Genomic DNA, 25,907 nt, shown 5'->3' with positions numbered 1-25,907 from the left:
GAGTGTGGGGGGGGCATTTTCCATGGGCACACAGGCGGGTCATCAGCACTCCGACTCAGAACTTCAGCACGGCCTTCACGCCCATCACCCAGTTGCGCCCCGGGGCCGGTTCGTAGAACTGGCTGTTGGCCTGGTTGACGATGAGCGAGCCCACGTAGGGCCGGTCGGCCAGGTTGTCGACCCGCAGGAACTCGGTGAGCTGCCAGGCCCCCACTTGCTGGCGTGCCACCACGCGCGCATTGAGCACGCCGTAGCCGCCCGCGAACGCGGTGTTGGCATCGGAGGCCGCCATGTTGCCCACCAGGCGGGCCTCGACGCCGGCCTCCCAGGCCCGGTCGGCCTTTTGCCAGACCAGTTCGGTGAACAGGCTGCGCGCGGGCACGCCGGGCAGACGCCGGCCGGCGGCGATCAGCACCGGGGTGGCCGCGGCGTAGCTGGTGTAGGCCTGGTCGACCGTGGCGCTCAAAAAGCTCAGCGCCGTGTTGGAGCGCAGCTGCCACGGCAGCTCGGCCGCCAGGCTGAGCTCGAAGCCCTGTCGGCGGGTGCGCGGCGCGTTCATGAAGGCGGTGCGGCCACTGTTGCTGGCTGCGATCACGATGTCGTTGCTGGTCTTGGACGAGAACAGCGCGGCCTGCCCGCGCACGCCCTGGGCCAGCTCGGTCTTCAGGCCCAGTTCGATCTGATGCGTGCTGGCCGCCTGCAGGCTGAAGTTGCCGGTGTTGGCCACGCTGCTGTTGATCAGTGCGGCCGGGGTGTAGGCCAGCTGGTTCAACGTGGGGGTGTCAAAGCCGCTGCCATACGACACATAGACGTTGGTGTCGTCGCGCAGGTAGTGCTGCCACGACAGCATGCCGGTGGTGGCGCGGAAGCGGCTCAGGCCGGTGCCGGGCTGCTTGTTGTTGCTTTGCGAACCCAGCTCGGTGCTGGAGTGGCGCAGGCCGGCGCTCACGGTGTCGCGCTCGCCCAGGCGCAGTTCGGCCTGCAGGTAGGTGTCGAGGTTGCTGGCGTACTGGCTCAGGTCCTGGTTGCTGGCCGTGCTGGGCTGGGCCTGGCCGGCCACGTTGTTGGCGGTCAGGCGGCGGTCATTGTTGCGGTTGCTGTCCAGGCCGGCCACCCACTGCAGCGGCAGGCCGGCCAGCGTGGTCTTCTGCTGCCAGTGCAGGTCCAGCCCATAGAAGGTGCGGGCCAGGTTGATCACGCCGTTGGTGGCCGGCGTGGCCCCCGTGAGCGCCGAGCCGGCGAGAAACTGCTGCGTCTTGCGCTCGCCGTAGTAGGGCGAGATCACCAGGCTGTTGCTGGCATCGAAGGCGTGGGTGAGCACCATGCCGCCCTGGGTCTGGCGCATCGTCTTGCGGGTGTCGTAGGCCAGGGCAAAGTTGCCGGGCTGGGTGCGGTTCTGCCGCAGCTGGGTGGCGGTCAGGCCCAGCGGGTCTTGCGCGCTCAGGTCAACCTGGTTGGCCACCAGCTGCACCTGGGTGCCGGTGGGGAGCGTGAAGCCCAGCTTGGCATTGGTGTTGTCGCGCGTGGCCGCGCTGTGCTGGCGGTAGCCGGTGCTTTCGAGCTTGCCGGTGTTGAGCACGTAGTTGATGCCGCCCTGCTCGCCCGTGGCCTTGAGGCCGTACTTGCGCAGGCCGTAGGAGCCGGTTTCAAAGTAGGGCGTGAGCTGCAGGCCGGGCTGGCCTTTTTCGGTGAAGACGCTGATCACGCCGCCCGAGGCATTGCCATACAGCACCGAGAACGGCCCGCGCAAAACCTCGATGTGGTCGGCCGAGGCCAGGTCGATGTGCGAGATCTGGCCCTGGCCGTCGGCCACGGTGCCGGGGATGCCGTCCACCAGGATGCGCAGGCCGCGCGCGCCGAAGGTGGAGTTGGCGCCAAAGCCGCGTGAGGAGATCTGCAGATCCTGCGCGTAGTTCTGGCGGTTGAGCGCGTACAGGCCCGGCACCCGCACCAAAGACTCCGACAGGTTGGCCTGGGCCTGGCCCTCCTGGATCTGATCGCGCGACACCAGGTTGACCGAGGCCGCGGTGTCCATGATCTTCTGCTCGGCGCGGCTGGCCGAGACCACCACATCGGACAGGCTTTGCGCGGCAGCGCCACCCGCCAGCAGGCAGCAGCACAGAGCGGCACCGGCCGTGGCCGTGCAACGAAATCGGGAGGGCAACAGAAGATGAGGGGGCGGGCAAAAAGAGGACATGGGCAGGTTCAACAATCGGTGAAGGCCATGCAGCGGAGACAGCCCGCTGCTTGGGAACCCAGTGTGCGCAATCGGCGCCCCCGACGCCATCGGTGGGATCTGTATTTGGGGCTCATGATTTTCATGAAATGGCCGCCGCTACGGGCAAACCCGAGTGCCCATGGGCGCTAGCATCAGCGATATGCCGAACCCCGCCCCCTGCCCCACCCGGAGCGCGCCCCCATGAGCCTGCGCCTGCAAGTGAACCTGATCATCACCGTGCTGCTGGGTCTGATGGCTTCGCTGCTGGTGGGCCTGCAGATCGACAACACCCGGCGCAGCGTGCGCGACGAGGTGGAGGGCGCCAACGTGGTGGCCAGCCAGTTGCTGGGCCGGGTGAACTGGGTATATGGCTATGGCGGCCTGGACGGCATGCGCGAGTTCCTCAATGGCGTGGGCCGGGTGCGCGCCAACGACATCCAGCTGTTTGATGCGCTGGGCCAGCAGCTGTACCGTTCGCCCCCCTCGCCCTACAAGCCCGGGCGCGAGGCCCCGGGCTGGTACACCCGGCTGGTGTCGCCGCCCCTGGCCCCGCGTGAGATTGCCCTGCCCAGCGGCCGCATCGTGCTGTATGCCGACCCTTCTCGCGCGGTGCTCGACGGCTGGGACGACCTGCTGCCCACGCTGGGCGGGGTGCTGGCCGGCTTTGCCCTGGCCAATGCCGCGGTGTGGGCCCTGATGGGGCGCGCCCTGAAGCCGCTGCAACAGGTGGCCGAGGGCCTGCGCGCCATGGAGGGCGGGCACTACGCGATCCGCCTGCCCGAGCGCGGCGGGCACGAGCCGCGCCTGGTGGCCCAGGCCTTCAACCGCATGGCCCAGGCGGTGCAGGACAAGGCCGAGGCCCAACGCGCCGCCCAGGAGGCCCGCCAGGCCCTGGCCGAGAGCCGCGAACTGGCGCAGCTGGTGCATGCCCGCATCGAAGAAGAGCGCGGCGCCATCGCCCGCGAGCTGCACGACGAACTGGGCCAGCAGATCACGGCCATCAAGAGCGCAGGCCTGACCATCCAGCGCCGCATCGGCCCCGGCGACCCGGCACTGAACCAGTCGGCCCAACTGGTGCTGAGCTGCGCCGACCACATCTACGAAGGCATGCACCGGCTGGTGGCCCGCCTGCGGCCCTTGGCACTGGAGCCCTTCGGCCTCAGTGACGCCTTGCAAGACCTGCTGGGCGACTGGCGCCTGAGCCACCCGCAGATCCCGCTGTCGCTGCGCCTGGAGGGGCCGTTGGACAGCCTGGACGAAGCCAGCGCCAGCGCCGTGTACCGCATCGTGCAGGAGGCCGTGACCAACGCGCAGCGCCACGCCCAGGCCCGGCACATCGAGGTGGCGGTGACGGTGCAGGCACAAAGCGTGCTGCTGTGGGTGGCCGACGACGGGCAGGGGCAGCTGGACGCCCTGCACGCGCCGCGCCACTACGGCGTGGCCGGCATGCGCGAACGCGCCCAGGCCCTGGGCGGCGAGCTGGTGTTTGAACAACGCCCCACGGGCGGCCTGGCCTTGCGCGCCCGGCTGCCCCGCGCGGGCCTGAAGGGAGATGGCGCGTGAGGGTGATGCTGGTGGATGACCACGCCGTGGTCCGCATGGGATTCAAGCTGCTGCTGCAGGCCGAGCCCGACATCGAGGTGGTGGCCGAGGCCGACAGCGGCGAGGCCGCCTGCCAGGGCGTGGCCGCCGCTGCGCCTGATGTGGTGGTGATGGACCTGTCCATGGCCGGCATGGGGGGGCTGGAAGCCATCAAGCGGCTGCTGGCGCACCAGCCGCAGCTGCGCATCCTGGCGCTGTCGGCCCATGAGGACACCAGCCACCCGCGCCGCGCCCTGCAGGCCGGGGCCCTGGGCTACCTGTCCAAACGCAGCGCGCCCGAGGCCCTGATCGACGCCTTGCGCAGCATCGCCCGCGGCCAGCGCTACCTGGACGCCGCCATCGCCCAGCGCATGGCCATGCAGGACCTGGACGGTGGACCGCAAGGGCCGCTGGGCCCCTTGGGCCAGCTGTCGGCCCGCGAGTTCGAGGTCTTCATGCAGCTGGCGCATGGCCAGTCGGTGGCCCAGATCTCGGAGGCCCTGAAGCTCAGCGCCTCCACCGTGGGCACCCACCTCTACAACGTGAAACAGAAGCTGGGCCTGAGCAACCAGGCCGAAATGACCCTGCTGGCCCTGCGCCATGGGCTGATCGACGTGGGCAGCTGAGCCACACCACCGGCAGGCCCCAGGGAAAGCCCCTGCCCCGCTGCTCCAGCCTGACACACCGCGAACAGGCCACCACCGGCCCAAGATACACATCACGACACATCAAGGGGCAAATCTGTCACAGAGGGGGTGCGAAGTACCGCCAGCAGGGCCAGACACCCGGCCTGTCGGGCCTGGCACGCCTGTTGCAAAAAGCACGGCATTCCCACAACAGGGACGCCGCCGGCATTCCCACCCCAGACAGGAGACACCCATGACCGCATCCAGCAACCGCCGCCAGTTCATCTGCCACCTCGCCGTGGCCGGCACCGCCCTCGCCAGCAGCGCCGCCCAGGCCCAGGCGGGCGCCCATGTGGACGAAGCCAGCGACCAGGCCATGGCCTTGGGCTACAAGCACGACACCAAGCACGTGGACGCCAAGAAATACGCCCAGCACACCGCGCAGCAGCGCTGCCACAACTGCTCGTTCTACCAGGGCAAGCCCACCGATGAATGGGGTGGCTGCGCCATGTTCGGGCGCAAGCACGTGGCCGGCAACGGCTGGTGCTCGGCCTGGAACAAGGCGCCGGGCTGAAGCACCTGGGTGACGCGGGCGTCGGGGTCTGACGCCTGGCAGGGCGACCCGAGGCGGCCTACCATGGCGGCCACACCCGAGGAGACCCATCATGCCCAGCGTCCGCTTTGAAGCCGCCGACCCGATCTGCACCATCACCCTGGACCGCCCGGACAAGCGCAACGCCGTCGACGGCGTGGTGGCCGCCGAGTTGCGCGACGCCTTTGAATGCTTTGAGGCCGATCCCGCGTTGCGGGTGGCGGTGCTGACGGGTGCTGGCGGCCATTTTTGCGCCGGGGCCGATCTGGCCGCTGTGAGCGACCCGGCCCGACGCAACGAGCTCGACCCCGAAGGCGGGGGCAGCGGACCCATGGGCCCCACCCGCATGGCGCTGAGCAAGCCGCTGATTGCCGCGATCCAGGGCTATGCCGTGGCCGGCGGGCTGGAGCTGGCCTTGCTGGCCGATCTGCGCGTGGCCGATGAAGAGGCCACGCTGGGCGTGTTCTGCCGGCGCTGGGGCGTGCCCCTGATCGATGGCGGCACCGTGCGCCTGCCCCGCCTTGTGGGCATGGGCCGGGCGCTGGACCTGATCCTGACCGGGCGCCCCGTCAGCGCGGCCGAGGCCCTGGCGATGGGACTGGTGAACCGCGTCACGCCGCCCGGCCAGGCCCTGGCCGTGGCGCAGGCGCTGGCGCGAGAGATCGCGGCCTTTCCGCAGCAATGCATGCTGACCGACCGGCATTCGACCTACGCACAATGGGACCTGCCACTGGACGAGGCGCTGCGCCAGGAAGGCCGCCTGGGCGTGCCCCTGGTGGCCGCCGAGGGCGAAGCCGGCGCGGCCCGGTTTGCGCAGGGGGCGGGGCGACACGGGCGCTTTCAGGATTGAGCGCCTTTTCAACGCTTGGGCGTTGACACCCAGTTCTCCAGCGCCAACGCAGGCACACGCTCGAACTCCGACGTGTTGTTCGTCACCAGCACCAGGCCTTCACTGCGTGCATGGCCTGCAATGTGCAAATCGTTCACGCCGATGGGCTGGCCGAGTTTCTCCAGCGCAGCACGGATGGCGCCGTAATGCTGCGCGGCCCTGGCGCCATAAGGCAGGACTTCCAAACGGCTGCAAAAATCTTCGACAGCGGACAGGTTCTCACTCACCCGGCTGCTCTTTTCCGCACCGTGCAAGAGCTCGGCCAAGGTGATGGAAGAGATGGCCATGCGACCTGCATTGGCATTGAATGTTGACAACGCCTCGACAGGGCGTCGCTTCAGCACGTAGATGACGATGTTGGTGTCCAGCAGGTAACGCAACATCAGAGCTCTTCCCGGGCTGCCTGCTGCTGACTTGCACGTTCTGGCAAGAAGTCGTCACTCACGGAAGGACCGCCGAGAAAAAAGCTGTCCCAGGATTGACCCAGGGGGGCAATGATGCGCTCGTTGCCTCTGGCTCGTATCACGACCTTGTGAACACCCTCGGGCAGGCGCACCTCCAAGGGCAGGCGAACCGCCTGGGTGCGGTTGTTGATGAACACGGTGCCGATGGACATACATGCCTCCTCAAGATCGTATATAGCAATTGTATAGCGCACCTGGATTCCACACGATTAAGCGCGCGCGCCACCCCACAGCACGGCCGCGCCCCCAGGATGCCCAGCAGCGGCCGCCCCCCCGCCGCGAAGACCTCACCAGGTGTCCACAAACCGCCCCGGCTGGTGTGGCTGCTGGGTGGCCGAGGCCAGGCCGCGCAGCAGCCAGCTGCGGGTGTCGGCCGGGTCGATCACGGCATCGATCTCCAGCGTGGCGGCCATGTTCATGGCTTCGCCGTTGGCGTACTGCTGATCGACCAGGCGCTTGAACAGCGCTTCGCGCTCCGGCCCGGCGGGCGCCGCCTCCAGCTCTTTGCGGAAGCCCAGGCGCACGGCCCCTTCCAGGCCCATGGCGCCGAACTCGCCCGTGGGCCAGGCGACAGTGAACACCGGCGCATCAAAGCCGCCCGCGGTCATGGCCTGGGCGCCCAGGCCGTAGCCCTTGCGCAGCACCACGGCAAAAAAGGGCACGCTGAGGTGGGCGGCCACCACGAACAGGCGGCACACATGGCGCACCTGGGCCTGGGCCTCGATGTCGGGGCCGACCATGAAGCCCGGGGTGTCGGTGAGCGAGACGATGGGCAGGCCGTGCGCATTGCACAGTTGCATGAAGCGGGCCGCCTTGTCGGCCGCCTCGACATCGATGGCGCCGCCCAGGTGCTTCGGGTTGTTGGCGATCAGGCCCACGGCCCGGCCCTCGATGCGCGCCAGCGCCGTCACCATGCCGGCGCCAAAGCCCGCGCGCAGCTCCAGCAGCGAGCCCTCGTCGACCAGGCCGCGCATCACCTCGCGCACCTCGTACACGCGCAGGCGGTTTTCCGGCACGGCATGGCGCAGCAGGCGCTGATCCGGCGCAGCCCAGTCGGCCACGGGGCCCTGGAAATACGACAGGTACTGACGCGCCGCCGCCACAGCTTCGGCCTCGTCGCGCACCAGCACATCGATCACGCCGTTGGCCGACTGCACTTCGCTGGGCCCGATCTGCTCGGGCTTGAACACGCCCAGGCCGCCGCCCTCGATCATGGCCGGCCCGCTCATGCCGATGTTGCTGGCCTCGGTGGCGATGATCACATCGGCACAGCCCAGCAAGGCGGCATTGCCGGCAAAGCAGCGCCCGTGCACGATGCCCACCACCGGCACCTGGCCCGACAGGGCTGCAAAGCGGCTGAAGGTGTGGTTGTTGAGGCCGGCCACGATGGGCATGTCGGTGTCGCCCGGTCGCCCGCCGCCGCCCTCGGCAAACAGCACCACCGGCAGGCGCAGCTGGTGCGCCAGCGCCAGCATGCGGTCGGTCTTGTGGTGGTTGCGCATGCCCTGGGTGCCGGCCAGCACGGTGTAGTCGTAGGCCATGACCACGGCGCGCGAGCGCTCGGGGCCGAACTGCGCTGCGTTGACGCTGCCGATGCCGGTCACCATGCCGTCGGCAGGGGTGTTGGCCACCAGGTCTTCGAGGCTGCGGCGGCGGGTCTGGGCGGCAATGGCCAGCGCGCCGTATTCGATGAAGCTGTCGGCATCGCACAGGTCGGCGATGTTCTCGCGGGCGGTGCGCCCGCCCTGGGCATGGCGCTTGGCCACGGCCGCCGGGCGGTTCTGGTCGAGGGTGTGGGCGTGGCGGTCGATGACGCGCTGCAGATCGGGGCGGATGTGATCCGGGTCGAGCGTGGCCTGCACGGCCTGGGCCTGCAGCTCGCCGGCCACCGGCTCGAGCACCAGCACCGCCTGGCCCGCGCTCAGGTAGTCGCCCGGCACCGCCGCCAGGGCCAGCACGCGGCCGGCCTGCGGGGCCTGCAGCACGTGCTCCATCTTCATGGCCTCCAGCACCGCCAGCGGCGCCCCGGCGGGCAGCACATCGCCCACCGCCACATGGAACTGCACCAGGCGCGCCGGCATGGGGGCGGCCACCGCGCCCTCGGGCAAGGCGGGCGCAGGGGCAGGCGACTGGCTGGGTGAGGCTTGCGGAAAGGTGGAGACCACTGGCACGGCGGCCAGCAGCTCGGGCAGCACCTGCTCCAGCCAGCGGGTGTGGATCTGCTGACTGGCCATCTCGGGCCGGGCCGCGATGGCCTGCAGCAGGCCCAGGTTGGTGGCCAGGCCTTCAATGCGGCACTCGGCCAGGGCGCGCTGCGAGCGCCGCAGCACATCGGCGAACACCGGGCTGCGCGCGCTGACGATGAGCTTGGCCAGCAAGGTGTCGTAATGCGGCGAGGGGCTGGCCCCGGCCACGCCATGGGTGTCGATGCGGATGCCGGGGCCGGTGGGCAGGTCGAAACGGCTCAGGGTGCCGTGGCCGGGCGTGGCCTGGCCGTCGGCGCTGAGGGTTTCCGCATTGATGCGCCACTGCACGGCATAGCCGCGCGGCTCGGGTGGGCGCAGCGAATCCAGCCCGAGCTGGGCCAGGCTGCGGCCGCCGGCCAGGGCGATCTGCAGCTGCACCAGGTCCAGGCCAGTCACCTCTTCGGTGACGGTGTGCTCGACCTGCAGCCGGGCATTGGCTTCGATGAAGACAAAGGGCAGGTCCGCCGAGGCCAGGTCCACCAGGAACTCGAAGGTGCCCAGGCCCTGGTAATGCAGCTCGCGCGCCAGGCGCAGGGCCGACTCGGTGAGGGCGGCACGCAGGCCCGGCGTGAGCGAGGGGCTGGGCGCCACCTCGACCAGCTTCTGAAAGCGCCGCTGCACGCTGCATTCGCGCTCGCCCAGGGCCATCACCTGGTGGCCGTCGCCCAGCACCTGCACCTCGATGTGGCGGGCGCCGGTCATGAGGCGCTCCACATAGACGCCCTCGACCCCGAAGGCGGCCAGCGCCTCGGAGCGGCAGCGCAGCCAGGCCTCGGGCAGCTGGTCGGGGTGCTGCACGGCGCGCATGCCGCGCCCGCCGCCGCCGCCCACGGCCTTGACCATCACGCCCGCGCCCTGCTGGGCCGCCATGAAGGCCTGGGCCGCCTCGAGCGTGACGGCCCCGGTGCTGCCCGGCATCAGCGGCACGCCACAGCGCTGGGCCAGGGCCCGTGCAGCCGCCTTGTCACCGAGGGTGTTGAGCGTGTCCACGCCGGGCCCGATGAAGCGCAGGCCGGCCTGGGCACAGGCCTCGGCGAAGTCGGCACGCTCGCTGAGAAAGCCGTAGCCGGGGTGCACGGCCTGGCAGCCGGTGTCGTGCGCCACGGCGATCAGGGCCGCGGCGTCCAGGTAGGCGGCCGGGCCGGTGGCGGCCAGCGCCACGGCCTGGTCGGCCGCGTGCACATGGGGTGCGTGGGCGTCGTCCTGGGCATGCACGGCCACGCTGGCAATGCCCATTTCATGCAGGGCGCGCACGATGCGCAAGGCCACCTCGCCACGGTTGGCGACCAGGACTTTGGAAAACACAGGATGGCTCACAAGGGCTCCAGACCGGTTGAAACAGGGATGCGCCAGGGCGCAAAAAAGCAGGGGATCAGGGGTTCAGGCCACGTCACGCAGCAGGCGGCGCAGCACCTTGCCGGCACCGGTGGCGGGCAGCGCGTCGATGAAACGGACCTCACGCGGGGCCTTGTAGGGGGCCATGTTCTCACGCGACCACTGCAGCAGCTCAGCGGCCTCGAGCGTGGTGCCAGGCTTGCGCACGATGAAGGCGCGCACCACCTCGCCCTTGTCGGGGTCGGGCACGCCCAGCACGGCAGCCTGGGCCACCGCGGGGTGCTTGATCAGGATGGTTTCGACCTCTTCGGGGAACACGCTGTAGCCCGAGACCTTGATCATCTCCTTGAAGCGACCGATGAAGGTGAGGTAGCCGTCGGCATCGAGCCGGCCCATGTCACCGGTCCAGACCCAGCCCTGGCGCAGGGTCTTGGCAGTGGACTCAGGCTGGTTCCAGTAGCCCTTGAAATTGCCCGGGCTGCGCAGGGTGATCTCGCCCACTTCGCCGGGGGGCAGGGTGGCACCGGTCTCGGGGTCGACGATGCGGATCTCGTTGCCGGGCACGGCCTTGCCGTGCGCGCCCCAGCGGATGGCGTCGTGCGGCATGTAGGTGTCGACCGTGTGGGTTTCGCTCAGACCGTAGGCGGCCTCGAAGCTGGTGCAGTTCGGGGCCAGGCCCTGCCATTGGCGCGCCAGCGCTTCGGTGAAGGTGATGCCGAAGCTGGTGACGGGGTTCATGCGCAGGGCCGAGAAGTCGAGCTCGCGCACCCCGGGCACCTGCATCACCGCCACGTTCATGGGGGCGATGCTGTACCACCAGCTGACACGGTGCCGGGCCAGCGCCTGGGCCGTGGCCAGCGGGTCGAAACGCTGCAGCAGCACGGTGGTGGCCCCGGTGTAGACCGGCACGTTGATGCCCATCACCATGCCGGCGATGTGGTACAGCGGGGCAATCGCCAGCAGCACGTCGTCACGGCTGACCACGTTGCAGTTTGAGGCGGCTGCGGTCTTGAACAAGGCGTTGCCGTAACTCAGCATGGCGCCCTTGGGCAGGCCGGTGGTGCCCGAGGTGTAGGTCATCAGGGCCACATCATCGAGGCTGATCGTCACCGGCGCGGGCTGGCCGCCGGCGTCGAGCGCGGCCTGGAAGTCTTCGCAGCCCGCAGGCAGCGGCAGGGGGGCGTCGCGCAAGGCCAGCAACTCGGGCGGCACATCGAGGGCCGGGTCCGTCGGCAGCCAGGCGGCCTGGCGCACCATGAAGACCTGCTGCAGGGAGGTCTGGGCGCGCACCTTTTCAACCACCGGCAGCAAGCTGTCGGCCGCCACGATGACCCGGGCGCGCAGGTCGTTGAGCTGGTAGCTGAGCTCGTGCTCCTTGTTGAGCGGACCGCAGGGGCAGACGATGGCGCCGATCTTCTGGATGCCGAAATGCGCCACCACGTACTGCGGGCAGTTGCCCAGGAACAGGGCCACCGGCTCGCCGGGTTGCACCTGAAGCGCCTGCAGGCGGGCGGCAAAGGCGTCGCTGGCACGGTCGATCTCTGCCCAGCTGAGGGCGCGCCCATACCAGAGGTAGGCCACCGCCTCAGGCCGCTCGCGGGCATGGCGACGCAGGTGTTCGTGCAGCGGAAGTTCGGCAACAGCGGGGGTCTGCACGGTCTGGGCGGTCGGGGCCATGGTGTCTCCTGGGGTGTTATGGGGGTCTATTGGGTGTTATTGGGCTGGCCCGGGGCATGAGGATCGGGCCCGGGCGACGCATCAGGGTTTGCGATAGGACTTACCCCTCATCAGCGGCTTGCCAATATATACCGTCAGGTAGAACAATGCTACCCAAAGGTAGAACCCGCGCGACAGGCAAAATCTGGCCATGAGCAAAAAATCAACCCCTCCCCGTGGCCGTCAGAAGGCCGACACCGCCCGCACCGACGAGAAGCGCGAGAGCATCCTGCGCGCCGCCGAAGGCCTGTTCGCCGAGCAGGGCTATGCCAACACCACCATCGATCAGATCGCCCAGCGCCTGGGGGTGACCAAGCCTTTCATTTATTACTACTTTCACAACAAGCTGGAAATCTTCGAGCAGCTGTCCTGGCGCCCCGCCGTGGCCTGCTTCACCAGCATGGACTTTGCCGCCGACGACCCGCGCCCCGCGCATGAAAAGGTGACCGAAGGCATCGAACGGCTGATCCGCGCCACGCTGGCGCACTACCCGGCGGCCTTCTTCCCCTACCGCGAGCCGCAGGTCTACCGCCCCGAGTACCTGGTGGCCCAGAAAAAGCTGGCCAACCACTTCTACGACCGGCTGTGCGCCCTGCTGGAGCAGGGGCGCAGCGAAGGCATGTTCGATTTCGACGAGACCCGCATCACCGCCCTGGCGGCCTGCAGCCTGCCCGGCTTTCTGTACAACTGGTACCGCCCCGATGGCCGCATGGGCCCCGAGGAGCTGGTGCAGACCCTGGCCCCGCTGGCCTGGCGCGTGCTGGGCCTGCGGCGCAGCCGCCGGCGCGGTACAGCGGCCGCCTGAACAGGCGGGGATGCTGCATGAGAACAGCCGGGCGGATGGATTCCTTCAGGCGGCCCGCCGGGTCGCCCTTTCACACCCAAAACCGGAGACACCCATGAACCATCCCCCGCGCCGATCTGGCCGACATGACCGATATGGCCGCCATGTGCTCAGTGCCGCAGCCCTGCTGCTGGCTGGCCTCACCACAAACGCCCAGGCCGCGCCGGGCGAGGTCGCCTTCAAGGTGGCCTACATCGATCCGCTGTCGGGGCCGTTTGCCAATGTGGGCGAGCTGATGCTCACCCACACCCAGTTCGCCATCGAAGAGATCAATGCCAAGGGCGGCATCGCCGTGGCAGGCCAGGGCCCGGTGAAGCTGCAGCTGCTGCAGTTCGACAGCAAGCTGTCGGCCCAGGAAAGCCTGAGCGCGCTGCAATCGGCCATCGACCAGGGCGCCCGCGCCATCGTCACCGGGGGCTCGGGCTCGTCGGTGGTGGCGGCGCTGGTGCAGGCCGCGGCCAAGCACAACGAGCGCAACCCCGATCGGGCGGTGCTGGTGCTGAACCACTCCTCCATCGACCCCGACCTGACCGGCAAATCGTGCAACTTCTGGCACTTTCAGTTCGAGGCCAACACGGCCATGAAGATGAAGGCCATGGCCAACACCATCAAGAAGATGCCCGAGGTCAAGAAGGTGTACCTGCTGAACCAGGACTACGCCCACGGCAAGCAATGGGCCCACTACGGGCAGGAGCTGGTGGGCCTGGCGCGGCCCGACATCCAGTTCGTGGGCGAGACCCTGCACCCGATCGGGCGGGTGAAGGATTTTTCGCCCTATGTGGCCAAGATGAAGGCCGCGGGTGCCGACTCGGTGATCACCGGCAACTGGGGCCAGGACATGACGCTGTTGCTCAAGGCGGCGGGCGATGCCGGCTATGGGCTGCGCTATTTCAACCACAGCGCGGGCTCGATCCCGGGCACCGTGCTGGCCGTGTCGCAGGCCAAGCTGGGCCAGCTGACCTGGGTGGCCGAGTGGCACCCCGGTGAGGCCGGCACGCCCCGGGTCGACGCCCTGGCCAAGGCCTACAAGGCCCGCACCGGCAAGGAGTTTCTGGCGCCCCGCATCGACATGACGCCGCGTTTCCTGGCCGCGGCCATCCAGAAAGCGCAGTCGCTGGACGCGGTCAAGATCGCCCGTTCGCTCGAAGACCTGACCCTGGACACCCCCGTGGGCCCGGTGCGCATGCGCGGCGAAGACCACCAGGCCCTGCTGCCCCAGGTGGTCAACACCATCGCGCCGGTCGACGGCAAAACGGTGAAAGTGGGCTGGGAGGGCACGAACTATGGCTTCCGCACCGATGCGATGTACACCGGCAACGAGCTGGCCCAGGGCACCGAGTGCCGAATGACGCGCCCGCAATGAACGCCGGGCTGGCACCGGATGCGACGGCCTGCGGCGGCCTGAGGTGGCCTGAAGCGGCTTGAGGTGGCTTGAGACGACGCACAATCGGGGCCTGCCCAGCACGCCCCCGACCATGAGCGACACCCCCAACGACCTCGACCGCATCGACCTGCGCATCCTGCAAGTGCTGCAGGAAGACGGGCGCATCTCCAACCTCAAGCTTGCCGAGTCCGTGGCCTTGTCACCCACTGCGGTGCTGGCCCGGGTGCAGCGCCTGACGCGCGAGGGCTACATCCTGGGCTACGAGGCGCGGCTCAACCCGCTCAAGCTCGGGGCCGGGATGATGGTGTTTGTGGAGGTGCTGCTGGACCGCACCACCCCGCATGTGTTTGAAGAGTTCCAGGCCGCGGTGCAGGTGCGCGCCGAGATCATGGAGTGCCACATGGTGGCCGGCGGCTTCGACTACCTGCTCAAGACCCGCATGGCCGACATGGCCTCGTACCGGTCTTTTGCCGGCACGGTGCTGTGGCAGTTGCCGGGGGTGCGCGAGACACGCACCTACGCGGTGATGGAAGAGGTGAAGAACACCACCCACCTGAAGCTGCTCTAGGGCCTCCAGGGCGCCCGGGCCGGCGTCGGGCTTGCTTGATATGGATGCCCCCATCGCGCCGGTGCCCATGCCATCCCAAGGCGTCAGCACCCTGGACGGGGGCGGGCTCAGCCCGCCACGGCCCCCATGATGGACTTGACCTCGAGGAAATCCCGGAAGCCGTGCTCGCCCCACTCGCGCCCGTTGCCCGACTGCTTGTAGCCACCAAAGGGCGCTGCCGGGTCGGGGCCCGCCCCGTTCAGATGAACCATGCCCGTGCGCAGCCGCTGGGCCACACGCCGCGCATGCTCGAGGCTGCCCGACTGCACATAGCCCGACAGCCCGTAAGGCGTGTCGTTGGCCATGCGGACGGCATCATCCTCGCTGTCGTACGGGATGATGACCAGGACCGGACCAAAGATCTCTTCTCGCGCAATGATCATGTCATTGCGCACATCGGCGAACACCGTGGGCTTGACGAAAAACCCCTTGTTCAGCCCTTGGGGCCGGCCAGTGCCGCCGGCGACCAAGGTAGCCCCTTCGTCGATGCCCTTTTGAATCAGGCCCTGGATCTTGCTGAACTGGGCCTGGCTGGCCACCGGGCCCATGTGCATGCCCTCGGCCATGGCGTCGGCCACCGGGGTGGCCTCGGCCACCGCCTTGGCCAGGGCCATGGCCTGCGCCTGCCGGGCGCGCGGCACGAACATGCGGGTGGGCGCATTGCAACTCTGCCCCGAGTTCATCAGCACCGCCTGCACGCCCTGTGTGACGGCCCGCTCCAGGTCGGCGTCTTCCAGCACGATGTTGGCCGATTTGCCGCCCAGTTCCTGGGCCACGCGCTTGACCGTGTCGGCGGCCGCCTTGGCGACGGCGATGCCGGCGCGGGTGGAGCCCGTGAAGGTCACCATGTCGATGTCGGGGTGCACCGACAGCGCTTCGCCCACGCTGGGGCCGTCTCCGTTGACCAGGTTGAACACGCCGGGCGGCACGCCCGCCTCATGCAGCACCTCGGCGATCAGCAAGGCATTGAGCGGCGCCACCTCGGAGGGCTTGAGCACCATGGTGCAGCCCGCTGCGAGCGCCGGGGCCACCTTGCACAGGATCTGGTTGATGGGCCAGTTCCAGGGCGTGATCATGCCGACCACGCCGACGGGCTCGTGCACGATCGCGGTGCTGCCTTGCAGCTGCTCAAACGGAAAGTTTTTCAGCACATCTAGGGTCGTGGCCAGGTGCGCCACGCCCATCGCCGCCTGCGCGGCCTTGGACAGCCACAGGGGCGCGCCCATCTCCAGTGAAATGGCGGCCACGATGTCACCGTAGCGCTTCTGGTAGACCTCCAGCACCCGGCCCAGCAGGGCCAGGCGCTCTTCGCGCGTGGTCTGCGAGTAGCTTGCGAAGGCGCGCCGCGCTGCCGCCACCGCCTTGTGCACATCCGCGGCACTGCCCATGCTGATCCGCGCACAGACCTCTTCGGTGGAGGGGTTGACCACATCGTGTGTGGCGGGGGTGGTGGGGTCGACCCACTGACCATCGATGTAGAACTGGAGGTGGTTTTGCACGGTCATGGGGTCTCCTTGGGTGGTTTATTGAGCGGACTGGGGGCGGATGGCGTCGGCAGTGCCTTGGATGAAGGCCTTGATGGCCTCCACCTGATCGCTTGTCAGCCGGCCGGTGAAATCGGGCATGCCGCGCGAGGTGGCCGGCCCGTTGAAGATGAAGCTGGGCAGGTGCTCGATGTAGGCCGCATCCAGGTAAGCCAGATTGGGCAAGGCGCCGCCTTTCTGCACGCCAGGCAGGCCGTGGCAGACATAGCAATTGGCCACGTACAAGGCCGTGCCTTCGGGCACCTTGGCGGGGTCGTACTTCACGCCTTGCAGCAGCTTGCCGGTGCGATAGGCCACAAAGTCGGGCAGCTTGGCCGCGCCGCCCAGCGCAAAGGTGTAGACGGTGCCAGGCATCTGCTGGTCTGTGGCGCGGTCCGCCAAGCCGTACACACCGCCCCAGCCCACGGCCACGGACACGTATTGCTGGCCGTCCACCAGGTAGGTGCTGGGCGCGGCCAGCACGCCGGTGCCCACCGGGCTCTCCCAGAGCTTCTTGCCGCTGCCAGCGTCATACGCCACAAAGCGACCATCTGCCGTGCCCTGGAACACCAACTGGCCTGCCGTGGTCAGCGTGCCACCGTTCCACGGTGAGATGTGCTCCACGCGCCAGACCTCCTTTTGCTGCACGGGGTCCCAGGCCAGCAGGCGGCCCATGGGCTGGCTCTTGGGCGGCTCGGCCGGAACGATCTTGGCGGTGTTCCAACCGGTGCCCGACCCCAGGGCCATGGGGCGGGGCTGGTTGAACTGCCAGCCTGGATCGTCCACCAGCGCTGCGGGGATGTGCTGTGCGGGCAGGTAAACCAGCCCGGTCTTCGGGTTGTAGGACATGGGGTGCCAGTTGTGTGCGCCGTTGGGGCCTGGCACGGCATCCGGATCGCGGCCGTCGCGCGCCGCCGCGATGCCGATCGGGCGACCCTTCTTGTCATAGCCCTTGGCCCAGGTCACCGGGACGAAGTTCCTGGCGGAGATGAAACGGCCATTGGTGCGGTCGACCACGAAGAAAAAGCCGTTCTTGGGCGCGTGCAGGATCACCTTGCGCGGTTTGCCGCCGAGCTGGATGTCGGCCAGGATCATGGGCTGGGTGGAGGTGTAGTCCCAGTTGTCCGAAGGCGTTTCCTGGTAGTGCCACTTGTATTGGCCTGTGTCCGGGTCCAGCGCCACGATGGAGCCCAGGTACAGGTTGTCGCCCCCCTTGGGGCTGCGCACCTTGGCCGACCAGGGCGATCCATTGCCCACGCCGACATACAGGGTGTTCAGCTCGGGGTCAAAGACCATGCTGTCCCACATGGTGCCACCGCCCCCCGCCTTCCAGTATTGGCCGCTGGGGTCCCAGGTTTTGGCGGCGGCTTTCAGCTCAGGCGTCTCGTAGGGCAAGGCCGGGTCGCCCGGCACGCTGTACCAGCGCCAGCGTTGCTCGCCGGTCTCGGCATCGTAGGCGGTGATGAAGCCGCGCACCCCGTATTCAGAGCCCCCGTTGCCAATGATGACCTTGCCCTTGAACACGCGCGGCGCTCCCGTGATCGTGTAGGCGCCTCGGTGGCCCTCCAGGGTGTTTTTCTCCCACGCCACCTTGCCGGTGGCAGCGTCGAGCGCGATCAGGCGACCGTCAAAAGCGCCGACATAAACTTTGCCTTTCCAGAGCGCCACACCGCGATTGACCACGTCACAGCACCCATTTTTGCCCCGAGCGGGATCGACCTTGGGGTCGTAGCTCCAGATCTTTTGCCCCGTGCGCGCATCGATGGCGTGCACCACGCTCCACGATGCGGTCTGGTACATCACGCCGTCGACGACGACCGGTGTGGCCTCCACACCGCGCGTGGACGCCAGGTTGTACGACCAGACCAGGCCGAGCTGTTGAACGTTGCCGGCATGGATTTGATCCAGGCGGCTGTAACGCGTCTCGGCATAGTCGACGCCCGTCGTGGGCCAGTCAGGGGTTTTTTGTTCATTGGCGCGGATGAAGGCTTCATCCACGCGCTTGACGGTGGTGGTGCGCGCGCCAGCGTCGTCTTGGGCCCAGGCAGAAAGCGCCCACAGGCTGATGAACAGGGCAGGAATGGCGGTGCCAAGCATGTTGTCTCCTCGGTGTTGTGGCTCGCAAGCCCGGTCGGGACACCGGTGCACCCCAAGCCTTTCTGAACCCCGGGGCACGGACTGCTCAGGCCTTGTTCTGGCGCCTTGGTGATTTGCGATGGAAGCCGCCGGTGATCATGTCGTGGCGCAGCGCTGCCAAGCGGCTTGTCGCCGCCACACCCGCCGAGCGCGCCGCCATGGCGCCTCGCCGGTTATTCGAGGACGGCCGCGCGGCCGTGGGGGCTCGAAAGACGGAGCCCATGGCCCCTTGCGAGGGGGACGAAACGGGCGCTTGAAGACCCAGCCGTCATCCGGTCAGGACGCAGCCCGACACCGGACGTCATACCCGGTGTGGCCGCCTGCGGATCGTGCTCACACCGCCGGGTAGCTGCGCCCGCCAAAGATGGCCGTGCCCACGCGCACCATGGTGCTGCCGGCGTGGATGGCGGCCTCCAGGTCGCCGGTCATGCCCATGGACAGGGTGTCGAACTGATCCGCCCCCGGCAGGCCCGCGGCGCGCACCGCATCGAACAGGGCCCGGGCCCGCAGGTGCACCTGCTTTTGCGCCTCGAAATCGGGCTGGGGTTCGGGGATGGTCATCAGCCCGCGCAGGCACAGGCGCGGCAGCAGGGCCACCTCGCGGGCCAGGGCCAGCACCTCGTCGGGCGCCACACCCGATTTGCTGGGGCCGCCGTCGATGTTGACCTGCAGGCAAATCTGCAGCGGCGCCTGCTCGGCCCCGCGCTGCTCGCTCAGGCGTTGGGCGATCTTGAGCCGGTCCACCGAGTGCAGCCAGTCGAAATGGGCCGCCACCAGCCGGGTCTTGTTCGATTGCACCGGGCCGATGCAGTGCCATTCGGGGCGCGGGCGCAGGGGCTCGGGGGGCGCGTCCAGGGCCTCGATCTTGGCCACGCCTTCTTGCAGGTAATTTTCGCCAAAGGCGTGCTGGCCGGCAGCGGCGGCCTCGCGCACAGCCTCGGGGCCAAAGGTCTTGGACACGGCCAGCAGGCGCACACTGCCCGGCGCGCGCCCGGCTGCCTCGCAGGCGCGGCGGATGCGCTCCTGCACAGCTTGGAGGTTGTTACCAATCATCGTCATAATTACCCGGGAGCGTAGCAAACTATCAAAGAGGAAAGAGGGTTTCCGTGGATATCACCCAGCTGCTGGCATTCAGCGTCAAGAACAAGGCCTCCGACCTGCACCTGTCGGCGGGCTTGCCGCCGATGATCCGGGTCCACGGGGATGTGCGCCGCATCAATGTGGACGCCCTCGACCACAAGACCGTGCACGCCATGGTGTACGACATCATGAACGATTCGCAGCGCAAGGCCTACGAAGAGTTCCTGGAGGTCGATTTCTCCTTCGAAATCGAGGGTCTGGCCCGCTTCCGGGTCAATGCCTTCAACCACCAGCGCGGCTCGGGGGCGGTGTTCCGGACCATTCCGTCCAAGATCCTGACGCTGGAGCAGCTCAACGCGCCCAAGATCTTTGCCGACCTGTCGCTCAAGCCGCGGGGCCTGGTGCTGGTGACCGGGCCGACCGGCTCGGGCAAGTCCACCACGCTGGCGGCCATGGTCAACTTCCTCAACGAAAGCGAGTACGGCCACATCCTGACGGTGGAAGACCCGATCGAGTTCGTGCACGAATCCAAGAAATGCCTGGTCAACCAGCGCGAGGTGGGGCCGCACACCCTGAGCTTCAACGCGGCCCTGAAATCGGCCCTGCGCGAAGACCCCGACGCCATCCTGGTCGGTGAAATGCGCGACCTCGAAACCATCCGCCTGGCCATGACGGCGGCCGAGACGGGCCACCTGGTGTTCGGCACCCTGCACACCTCGAGTGCGGCCAAGACGATCGACCGGATCATCGACGTGTTTCCGGCCGAAGAGAAGGAAATGGTGCGCGCCATGCTGTCGGAATCGCTGCAGGCGGTGATTTCGCAGACCCTGTGCAAGACCAAGGACGGCCAGGGCCGGGTGGCAGCGCACGAGATCATGATCGGCACCAGCGCCATCCGCAACCTGATCCGCGAAGCCAAGGTGGCGCAGATGTACTCGGCCATCCAGACCGGCAACAGCGTGGGCATGCAGACCCTGGACCAATGCCTGACCGATCTGGTGCGCCGCAACGTGATCAGCGCCGCCGAGGCCCGCAGCAAGGCCAAGACGCCGGAGAACTTCCCGGGCTGAGGCACTTCACGACGAGAACAACACCACAAAACAAAAGCAAGGGAGTCACCCATGAAAGGCATCCTCGGACTGCTCAGACAGAAGACCGCACAGCGCCCGGATGATCCGCAGGACTCGGTTCTGTTCTCGACCGCGTTTGCCGGCCAGGGCGTGGACTCGGCCATGCTGGTGCCCTGGGAGGCACGCGCGGTGGAGGTGGGCGCCAAGCGCCTGCCTGCCAGCCAGGGCGGCAAGCTGCTGCAAGGCCTGTGGGCACGCGACAAGTACATGGCACAGCTGCCAGCCGACGGCATCGAGCGCATGGAGCGTTTCTTCGACTTTGCCACCATTCCGGCCAACCGCGACCTGATCCAGCAGGACGAGTACGGCAACTTCATGGTGGTGCCGCTCAAGGGCACCATCGCGGTGGACCGGGTGCAGCCCTGGGGCGAGCATCTGCGCTTGGCCGAGACCCGGCCCGGTGACATCCTGGGCGAGATGTCGCTGCTTGACAGCGGCATCCGCTTTTCGGCCTGCACCACCCTGACCTCCTGCGAGGTCGCGGTGCTCAGTGCCGACACACTGGATGAAATGATGACCCAGGCCCCTCAACTGGCTGCCAGCCTGGTTGCCCTGCTGGCCCGAAAGCTCTCACTGCGCCTGCGCGTGGTGAGCGCCCGGCTCAGCGACCACCAGAAATAGACACAGCCCCCACAGCAGGACATCCCCCACATGGAACGCGATCAGGCGAGCAAATTCATCAACGATCTGCTCAAGCTCATGGTGAGCAGGAACGGCAGCGACCTGTTCATCACGGCCGACTTTCCGCCCGCCATCAAGGTGGACGGGCGCATCACCAAGGTGTCGCCCCAGCCGCTGACCTCGGTGCACACGGTGGCGCTGGCCCGTTCGATCATGAACGACAAGCAGTCGGCCGAGTTCGAGCGCACCAAGGAATGCAATTTCGCGATTTCGCCGGCCGGCATCGGCCGCTTCCGCGTCAACGCCTTTTTGCAGCAAGGCAAGGTCGGCATGGTGCTGCGGGTGATCCCGATGACCCTGCCCACCATTGACGACCTGGGCCTGCCCCAGGTGCTCAAGGAAGTGGCCATGACCAAGCGCGGCCTGTGCATCATGGTGGGCGCCACCGGCTCGGGCAAGTCGACCACGCTGGCCTCGATGGTGGACTGGCGCAACGAGAACTCCTACGGCCACATCATCACGGTCGAAGACCCGGTCGAGTTCGTGCACCCGCACAAGAACTGCGTGGTCACCCACCGCGAGGTGGGGCTGGACACCGACAGCTGGGAGGCCGCGCTCAAGAACACGCTGCGCCAGGCCCCCGACGTGATCCTGATGGGCGAGATCCGCGACCGCGAAACCATGGAGCACGCCGTGGTGTTTGCCGAGACCGGCCACCTGTGCCTGGCCACGCTGCACGCCAACAGCGCCAACCAGGCGCTGGACCGCATCGTGAACTTCTTCCCCGAAGAGCGGCGCGATCAGCTGCTGATGGACCTGTCGCTGAACCTGCGCGGCATGATCTCGCAGCGCCTGATCCCCAAGCAGGACGGCAAGGGCCGGGCGGCCGCGGTCGAGGTGATGCTGAACACCCCGCTGATCTCCGACCTGATCTTCAAGGGCGAGGTCTCCGAAATCAAGGAGATCATGAAGAAGAGCCGCAACCTGGGCATGCAGACCTTCGACCAATCGCTGTTCGATCTGTACGAGAGCAACGTCATCACCTACGAAGACGCACTGCGCAACGCCGACTCGTTGAACGACCTGCGCCTGCAGATCAAGCTCAACAGCCAGCGTGCCCGCAACCAGGACCTGTCGGCCGGCACCGAACACTTTGCCATCGTCTGAATCCGCGCCGCCGGCCGCTCCCAGGGGGGTGCCGGCGGCTTTTCTTTTTCGAAACCCCACCCACGCTTTCACACCACCATGTCCAGCACCAACGCACGCACTTACGAAGCCACCCCCTCACTCAAGGTCGCCTTTCTCGGCCTGGGCGTGATGGGCTACCCCATGGCCGGCCACCTGGCCCTGGCCGGTCACCAGGTCACGGTGTACAACCGCACGCCGGCCAAGGCCGAGGCCTGGGTGAAGGAATTTGCCGCCACCGCCGCCCCCCGCGCTGCGGCCACGCCGCGCCTGGCCGCCCAGGACGCCGACCTGGTGTTCTGCTGTGTGGGCAACGACGATGACCTGCGCTCGGTCACCCTGGGTGCTGACGGCGCCTTCGCCGGCATGAAACCCGGTGCCGTGTTTGTCGACCACACCACGGCCTCGGCCGAGGTGGCCCGCGAACTGGCCACCGCCGCGCGCCAGATCGGCCTGCGCTTTGTCGATGCCCCGGTGTCCGGTGGCCAGGCCGGCGCCCAGAACGGCCTGCTGACCGTGATGTGTGGCGGCGAAGCGGCCGCTTTCGAAGCGGCTCGCCCGGTGGGCATGGCGTTTTCACGCGCCTTCACCCTGCTGGGTGAAAGCGGCGCCGGCCAACTGGCCAAGATGGTCAACCAGATCTGCATCGCCGGGCTGGTGCAAGGCCTGTCCGAGGCCATTGCCTTCGGCCAGAAGGCCGGGCTGGACATGCCCCAGGTGCTGGACGTGATCGGCAAGGGTGCGGCCCAGAGCTGGCAGCTCGACAACCGCGGCAAGACCATGGTGGCCGACCAGTTCGAGTTCGGCTTTGCCGTCGACTGGATGCGCAAGGACCTGGGCCTGGTGCTGGACGAGGCCAAGCGCAACGGCGCCCGCCTGCCGGTGACCGCGCTGGTGGACCAGTTCTACGCCGATGTGCAACAAATGGGTGGCCGCCGCTGGGACACCTCCAGCCTGATCAAGCGCCTGCGCTGAAACAACAAAGCCGGCCCCGGGCCCCTGGGGCTCGGCAGCCGGCCTACTCTGCTGGCCGAGGGCCGCGCGGCCCGGTACCGATCAGCCGCCCGTCTTGGCCGGCTCGGTGTTCTTCGGCGGGGTGGGCATCTGGGTCTTGAGTTCTTCCTCGGAGATGATCTCGAACAGACGCACCACCTTCTGCACCCCATCGACGCCGCGGGCGATCTCGGTGGCCCGGTTGGCTTCGCGCTGGGTCACACGGCCCATCAGGTAGACCACCTGACGCTCGGTCACCACCTTGAACGAGTTCGAGATCAGGTCACGCGCATCGACCAGGCTGGCCTTCACCTTGCCCGAGATCAGGGTGTCGCGCGAGCGGTCGCTCAAGGGGCTGGCAATGCCCACCACCAGCTCGTTGTAGACGCCGCGCACGTTCTCGACACGTTGCACGATCTGCTCGGCCTTCTGCTTGGCTTCGGCCGTGGTGGCCTCACCGGTCAACAGCACCCGTCGGTTGTAGCTGGTGACGTTGACATGCAGGCCATCGCCCAGCGCCTCTTGCAGGCGGTTCACCGAGCGCAGTTCGATGCCCTCGTCTTCGACCTGCGCGCCGGAAGTACGGCGGTCGGTAGCGACCATGCCGGTCATGACCGCACCGCCGGCCACCAGCGGGAAGCAGGCCGTGAGCTGACTCACCAGGGCGGCGCCCGCCAGGGCAGCCAAGGCCACCCGTGTCAAACGTTGATTCATGTTGGAAGCTCCTGTTCACCAAGTAATTGGGCGTCCACCCCGTCGCAGATGCAATGCAGCACCAGCAGGTGGACCTCCTGGATGCGCGCCACGCGATCGTGCGGGACGCAGATATGGACATCGGTTTCGCGCAGACCCGCGCCCAGCGCACCGCCACTGCGCCCCGTCAGGGCCACCACGGTCATGTCGCGCTCATGGGCGGCATCGACCGCCGCCTGCACGCTGGGCGACTGGCCGTCGGCCGACAAGGCCAGCAGCACGTCGCCAGCCAGGCCCAGGGCCCGCACCTGGCGCGCGAACACCTGGCGGTAGTCCTGCTCGGCCTGGGCGCTGAGGGCGGCCGCGTCCGTGCCCAGGGCCAAGGCGGCCAGTTCGGGGCGTTCGCGCTCGAACTGGCCCACAAAACTGGCGGCCGCGTGCTGGGCCAGGGCCGAGGAGGCGCCATTGCCGCAGACCAGGACCTTGCAGCCACTGGTGACACAGGTCATGACCGCCTGCACGGCGTCGGCAATGGGCTTGCTGAGGATCTGGGCCGACTGGTATTTCAGGTCGGCACTGTCGATGAAGTGCTGTTGGATGCGTTGCTCGAGCATGGGCGCCGATGATACCCCCGCACCATGCCCGCTTGATGGCAGAAACCAGGGTTGTCGGGCGGGTCAAGCGGCCGCGCGCCCCCGAGGCCATCAAGAGGCATCGAACGCCGCCTGCAGCCAGAGCACCGTGCCCGGCGCATCGCCTTCCACCGAGACCACGTCGAAACGGCAGGGCGGTGGCGTGGCCAGGCGCATCAGGTAGTGGCGTGCCGCCAGCACGATGCGCGCCTGCTTGGTGGCGCCCACGCTGGCAGCCGCACCGCCATGGGTGCCGGCACGCCTGCGCCGCACCTCGACAAAGACCAGCGTGCCGTCGCGCGCGCGCATGATCAGGTCGATCTCACCGCCACCGCGCCCGGGCGTTCGATAATTGCGCTGCAGCAGGCGCAAGCCCGCCGCCTGCAGGTGCTGCAAGGCCTGCTGTTCGGCGAGTTCGCCCAACGCCCGCGTGGTCGGGCGGGCCGGCCCAGCCGGCTTCTTTCCAAGGAATCCCATTGAGCGCCTCTTTTGTTTCCGCCCTGAATGCCGCCCGCGAGGCGGCCGCCCCGCAGCATTACCCCCAGGGTACCCTTTACGTGGTGGCAACGCCGATCGGCAATCTGGCCGACATGACCTTGCGTGCCCTGCATGTGCTGCAACTGGTGGATGCGGTGGCCTGCGAGGACACCCGCCACACCCAGGCCCTGCTGCGCGCCTATGGCATCGACCGGCCCGGCGCCCAGTTGCTGGCCGTGCACCAGCACAACGAGGCCGAGGCGGCCCAGATGGTGATCGAGCGCCTGCAGCGTGGCGAGCGCATCGCCTACGCCAGCGATGCCGGCACCCCGGCGGTGAGCGACCCGGGCGCCCGCCTGGTGCAGGCGGTGCAGGCCGCCGGCCTGCGCACCGTGCCCCTGCCTGGGGCCAGCAGCGTGACCACCCTGCTGTCGGTGGCCGGCGTGGCAGCGCAGGCACAGCAGGCCAGCGGTTTTGTGTTTGCCGGCTTTCTGCCCACCAAGGCCGGCGAACGCGACAACGCCGTGCAGGCCCTGGCCGGCGAAGCGCGGGCCGTGGTGCTGCTGGAAGCCCCACACCGCATCGAAGACCTGGCGCGGGCCCTGGCCGTGCTGGGCGCGCGCCACGTCACCCTGGGGCGAGAGCTGACCAAGCAGTTCGAAGAGGTGGCCACCCTGCCCGCCGAGGGCCTGAGCGCCTGGTTGGCGGCACAGCCGCAGCGCACGCGGGGTGAGTTTGCGGTGCTGATCCACCCGCCCGAGGCCGTGGTGCAGGACCATGGCGACGAGTTGCGCGTGCTCAAGCTGCTGCTGGCCGAGCTGCCCCTGAAGACGGCGGCCCGGCTGTGTGCCGAGATCACCGGGGGCTCGAAGAACGCGCTCTACCAGCAGGCCCTCGAACTGAAGAAAGGCCAACCGGCCGAAGATTGACGGGCT

At 68.1% G+C, this 25,907-nt stretch carries 23 protein-coding genes; 12 read left to right on the top strand and 11 right to left on the bottom strand.

Translation table 11 applies throughout. From position 1 onward, the window contains the following. Positions 1 to 55: 55 nt before the first annotated feature. Entirely contained in the window at positions 56 to 2,164 is a 2,109-nt protein-coding gene (locus tag F624_RS0118260) for a TonB-dependent receptor family protein (protein ID WP_019575782.1), read from the bottom strand. 255 nt (positions 2,165 to 2,419) lie between these two features. Here F624_RS0118260 and F624_RS0118255 point away from each other — a divergent pair, with 255 nt between their 5' ends. The 4 genes from F624_RS0118255 to F624_RS0118240 all read left to right on the top strand — a co-directional run bounded on the left by F624_RS0118255 (position 2,420) and on the right by F624_RS0118240 (position 5,867). Next, the gene (locus F624_RS0118255; protein ID WP_019575781.1) at positions 2,420 to 3,781 is read left to right on the top strand and encodes a HAMP domain-containing sensor histidine kinase; all 1,362 of its coding nucleotides are present in this window, start codon (positions 2,420 to 2,422) and stop codon (positions 3,779 to 3,781) included. Between the two features lie 5 nt (positions 3,782 to 3,786). Then, on the top strand, positions 3,787 to 4,425 hold the full coding sequence (locus tag F624_RS0118250) for a response regulator (RefSeq protein ID WP_019575780.1): 639 nt from the start codon (positions 3,787 to 3,789) through the stop codon (positions 4,423 to 4,425). A gap of 253 nt (positions 4,426 to 4,678) precedes the next feature. Further along, positions 4,679 to 4,999, top strand: coding sequence for a high-potential iron-sulfur protein (locus F624_RS0118245; protein ID WP_019575779.1), 321 nt, complete (start codon positions 4,679 to 4,681; stop codon positions 4,997 to 4,999). 91 nt (positions 5,000 to 5,090) lie between these two features. Next, positions 5,091 to 5,867, top strand: a complete 777-nt coding sequence (locus tag F624_RS0118240; protein ID WP_019575778.1) for a crotonase/enoyl-CoA hydratase family protein — start codon at positions 5,091 to 5,093, stop codon at positions 5,865 to 5,867. Between the two features lie 8 nt (positions 5,868 to 5,875). On the opposite strand, the gene vapC is transcribed toward F624_RS0118240, so the two are convergent. The 4 genes from vapC to F624_RS0118220 all read right to left on the bottom strand — a co-directional run bounded on the left by vapC (position 5,876) and on the right by F624_RS0118220 (position 11,628). Next, positions 5,876 to 6,289, bottom strand: coding sequence for a type II toxin-antitoxin system tRNA(fMet)-specific endonuclease VapC (vapC, locus tag F624_RS0118235; RefSeq protein ID WP_019575777.1), 414 nt, complete (start codon positions 6,287 to 6,289; stop codon positions 5,876 to 5,878). Continuing rightward, entirely contained in the window at positions 6,289 to 6,522 is a 234-nt protein-coding gene (vapB, locus tag F624_RS0118230) for a type II toxin-antitoxin system VapB family antitoxin (protein ID WP_019575776.1), read from the bottom strand. The genes vapC and vapB overlap by 1 nt, the downstream gene beginning before the upstream one ends. A gap of 135 nt (positions 6,523 to 6,657) precedes the next feature. After that, entirely contained in the window at positions 6,658 to 9,921 is a 3,264-nt protein-coding gene (locus F624_RS0118225) for an acetyl-CoA carboxylase family protein (RefSeq protein ID WP_019575775.1), read from the bottom strand. Positions 9,922 to 9,996: 75 nt separating this feature from the next. Then, positions 9,997 to 11,628: an AMP-binding protein gene (locus F624_RS0118220; RefSeq protein WP_019575774.1), complete on the bottom strand. Its 1,632-nt coding sequence runs from the start codon at positions 11,626 to 11,628 to the stop codon at positions 9,997 to 9,999. A gap of 190 nt (positions 11,629 to 11,818) precedes the next feature. On the opposite strand from F624_RS0118220, the gene F624_RS0118215 reads away from it, so the two are divergent. The 3 genes from F624_RS0118215 (at position 11,819) to F624_RS0118205 (ending at position 14,463) form a co-directional block, all read left to right on the top strand. After that, on the top strand, positions 11,819 to 12,472 hold the full coding sequence (locus F624_RS0118215) for a TetR/AcrR family transcriptional regulator (protein ID WP_019575773.1): 654 nt from the start codon (positions 11,819 to 11,821) through the stop codon (positions 12,470 to 12,472). Between the two features lie 94 nt (positions 12,473 to 12,566). Next, positions 12,567 to 13,874, top strand: coding sequence for a branched-chain amino acid ABC transporter substrate-binding protein (locus F624_RS0118210; RefSeq protein ID WP_019575772.1), 1,308 nt, complete (start codon positions 12,567 to 12,569; stop codon positions 13,872 to 13,874). A 112-nt stretch (positions 13,875 to 13,986) separates the two neighbouring features. Then, positions 13,987 to 14,463 carry an Lrp/AsnC ligand binding domain-containing protein gene (locus F624_RS0118205; RefSeq protein ID WP_019575771.1) on the top strand — a complete coding sequence of 159 codons (477 nt, stop codon included), beginning with the start codon at positions 13,987 to 13,989 and terminating at the stop codon, positions 14,461 to 14,463. 107 nt (positions 14,464 to 14,570) lie between these two features. Here the strand turns inward: F624_RS0118205 and F624_RS0118200 are convergent, their stop codons facing one another. The 3 genes from F624_RS0118200 to F624_RS0118185 all read right to left on the bottom strand — a co-directional run bounded on the left by F624_RS0118200 (position 14,571) and on the right by F624_RS0118185 (position 19,220). Beyond that, entirely contained in the window at positions 14,571 to 16,007 is a 1,437-nt protein-coding gene (locus tag F624_RS0118200; protein WP_019575770.1) for an aldehyde dehydrogenase family protein, read from the bottom strand. A gap of 18 nt (positions 16,008 to 16,025) precedes the next feature. Then, complete coding sequence (locus tag F624_RS0118195) at positions 16,026 to 18,122, bottom strand: PQQ-dependent dehydrogenase, methanol/ethanol family (RefSeq protein ID WP_019575769.1); 2,097 nt, start codon at positions 18,120 to 18,122, stop codon at positions 16,026 to 16,028. 372 nt (positions 18,123 to 18,494) lie between these two features. Next, positions 18,495 to 19,220: a YggS family pyridoxal phosphate-dependent enzyme gene (locus F624_RS0118185; protein WP_031255449.1), complete on the bottom strand. Its 726-nt coding sequence runs from the start codon at positions 19,218 to 19,220 to the stop codon at positions 18,495 to 18,497. A 47-nt stretch (positions 19,221 to 19,267) separates the two neighbouring features. Here F624_RS0118185 and F624_RS0118180 point away from each other — a divergent pair, with 47 nt between their 5' ends. The 4 genes from F624_RS0118180 to F624_RS0118165 all read left to right on the top strand — a co-directional run bounded on the left by F624_RS0118180 (position 19,268) and on the right by F624_RS0118165 (position 23,152). Continuing rightward, entirely contained in the window at positions 19,268 to 20,311 is a 1,044-nt protein-coding gene (locus F624_RS0118180; RefSeq protein ID WP_019575766.1) for a type IV pilus twitching motility protein PilT, read from the top strand. A gap of 51 nt (positions 20,312 to 20,362) precedes the next feature. Then, positions 20,363 to 20,992, top strand: coding sequence for a cyclic nucleotide-binding domain-containing protein (locus F624_RS0118175; RefSeq protein WP_019575765.1), 630 nt, complete (start codon positions 20,363 to 20,365; stop codon positions 20,990 to 20,992). A gap of 30 nt (positions 20,993 to 21,022) precedes the next feature. After that, entirely contained in the window at positions 21,023 to 22,159 is a 1,137-nt protein-coding gene (locus tag F624_RS0118170; RefSeq protein WP_019575764.1) for a PilT/PilU family type 4a pilus ATPase, read from the top strand. A 78-nt stretch (positions 22,160 to 22,237) separates the two neighbouring features. Further along, the gene (locus tag F624_RS0118165) at positions 22,238 to 23,152 is read left to right on the top strand and encodes an NAD(P)-dependent oxidoreductase (protein ID WP_019575763.1); all 915 of its coding nucleotides are present in this window, start codon (positions 22,238 to 22,240) and stop codon (positions 23,150 to 23,152) included. Positions 23,153 to 23,233: 81 nt separating this feature from the next. Here the strand turns inward: F624_RS0118165 and F624_RS0118160 are convergent, their stop codons facing one another. From F624_RS0118160 to F624_RS0118150, 3 genes are all read right to left on the bottom strand, one after another. Further along, entirely contained in the window at positions 23,234 to 23,884 is a 651-nt protein-coding gene (locus tag F624_RS0118160; RefSeq protein ID WP_031255447.1) for a BON domain-containing protein, read from the bottom strand. Then, on the bottom strand, positions 23,881 to 24,477 hold the full coding sequence (locus F624_RS0118155; protein WP_019575761.1) for an SIS domain-containing protein: 597 nt from the start codon (positions 24,475 to 24,477) through the stop codon (positions 23,881 to 23,883). The genes F624_RS0118160 and F624_RS0118155 overlap by 4 nt, the downstream gene beginning before the upstream one ends. Before the next feature lie 90 nt (positions 24,478 to 24,567). Continuing rightward, positions 24,568 to 24,972 (bottom strand): YraN family protein, encoded by a 405-nt coding sequence (locus F624_RS0118150; RefSeq protein ID WP_019575760.1) that lies wholly within the window; start codon positions 24,970 to 24,972, stop codon positions 24,568 to 24,570. On the opposite strand from F624_RS0118150, the gene rsmI reads away from it, so the two are divergent. Next, positions 24,972 to 25,901, top strand: coding sequence for a 16S rRNA (cytidine(1402)-2'-O)-methyltransferase (rsmI, locus tag F624_RS0118145; protein ID WP_019575759.1), 930 nt, complete (start codon positions 24,972 to 24,974; stop codon positions 25,899 to 25,901). The two genes, F624_RS0118150 and rsmI, sit on opposite strands and share 1 nt — an antisense overlap. Positions 25,902 to 25,907 lie beyond the last annotated feature (6 nt).

It is taken from the genome of Curvibacter lanceolatus ATCC 14669, from assembly GCF_000381265.1.
Classification (GTDB): domain Bacteria; phylum Pseudomonadota; class Gammaproteobacteria; order Burkholderiales; family Burkholderiaceae_C; genus Curvibacter; species Curvibacter lanceolatus.
Note: the sequence above shows the minus strand (reverse complement) of the source record. Positions and strands in the feature narration are given on the sequence as shown.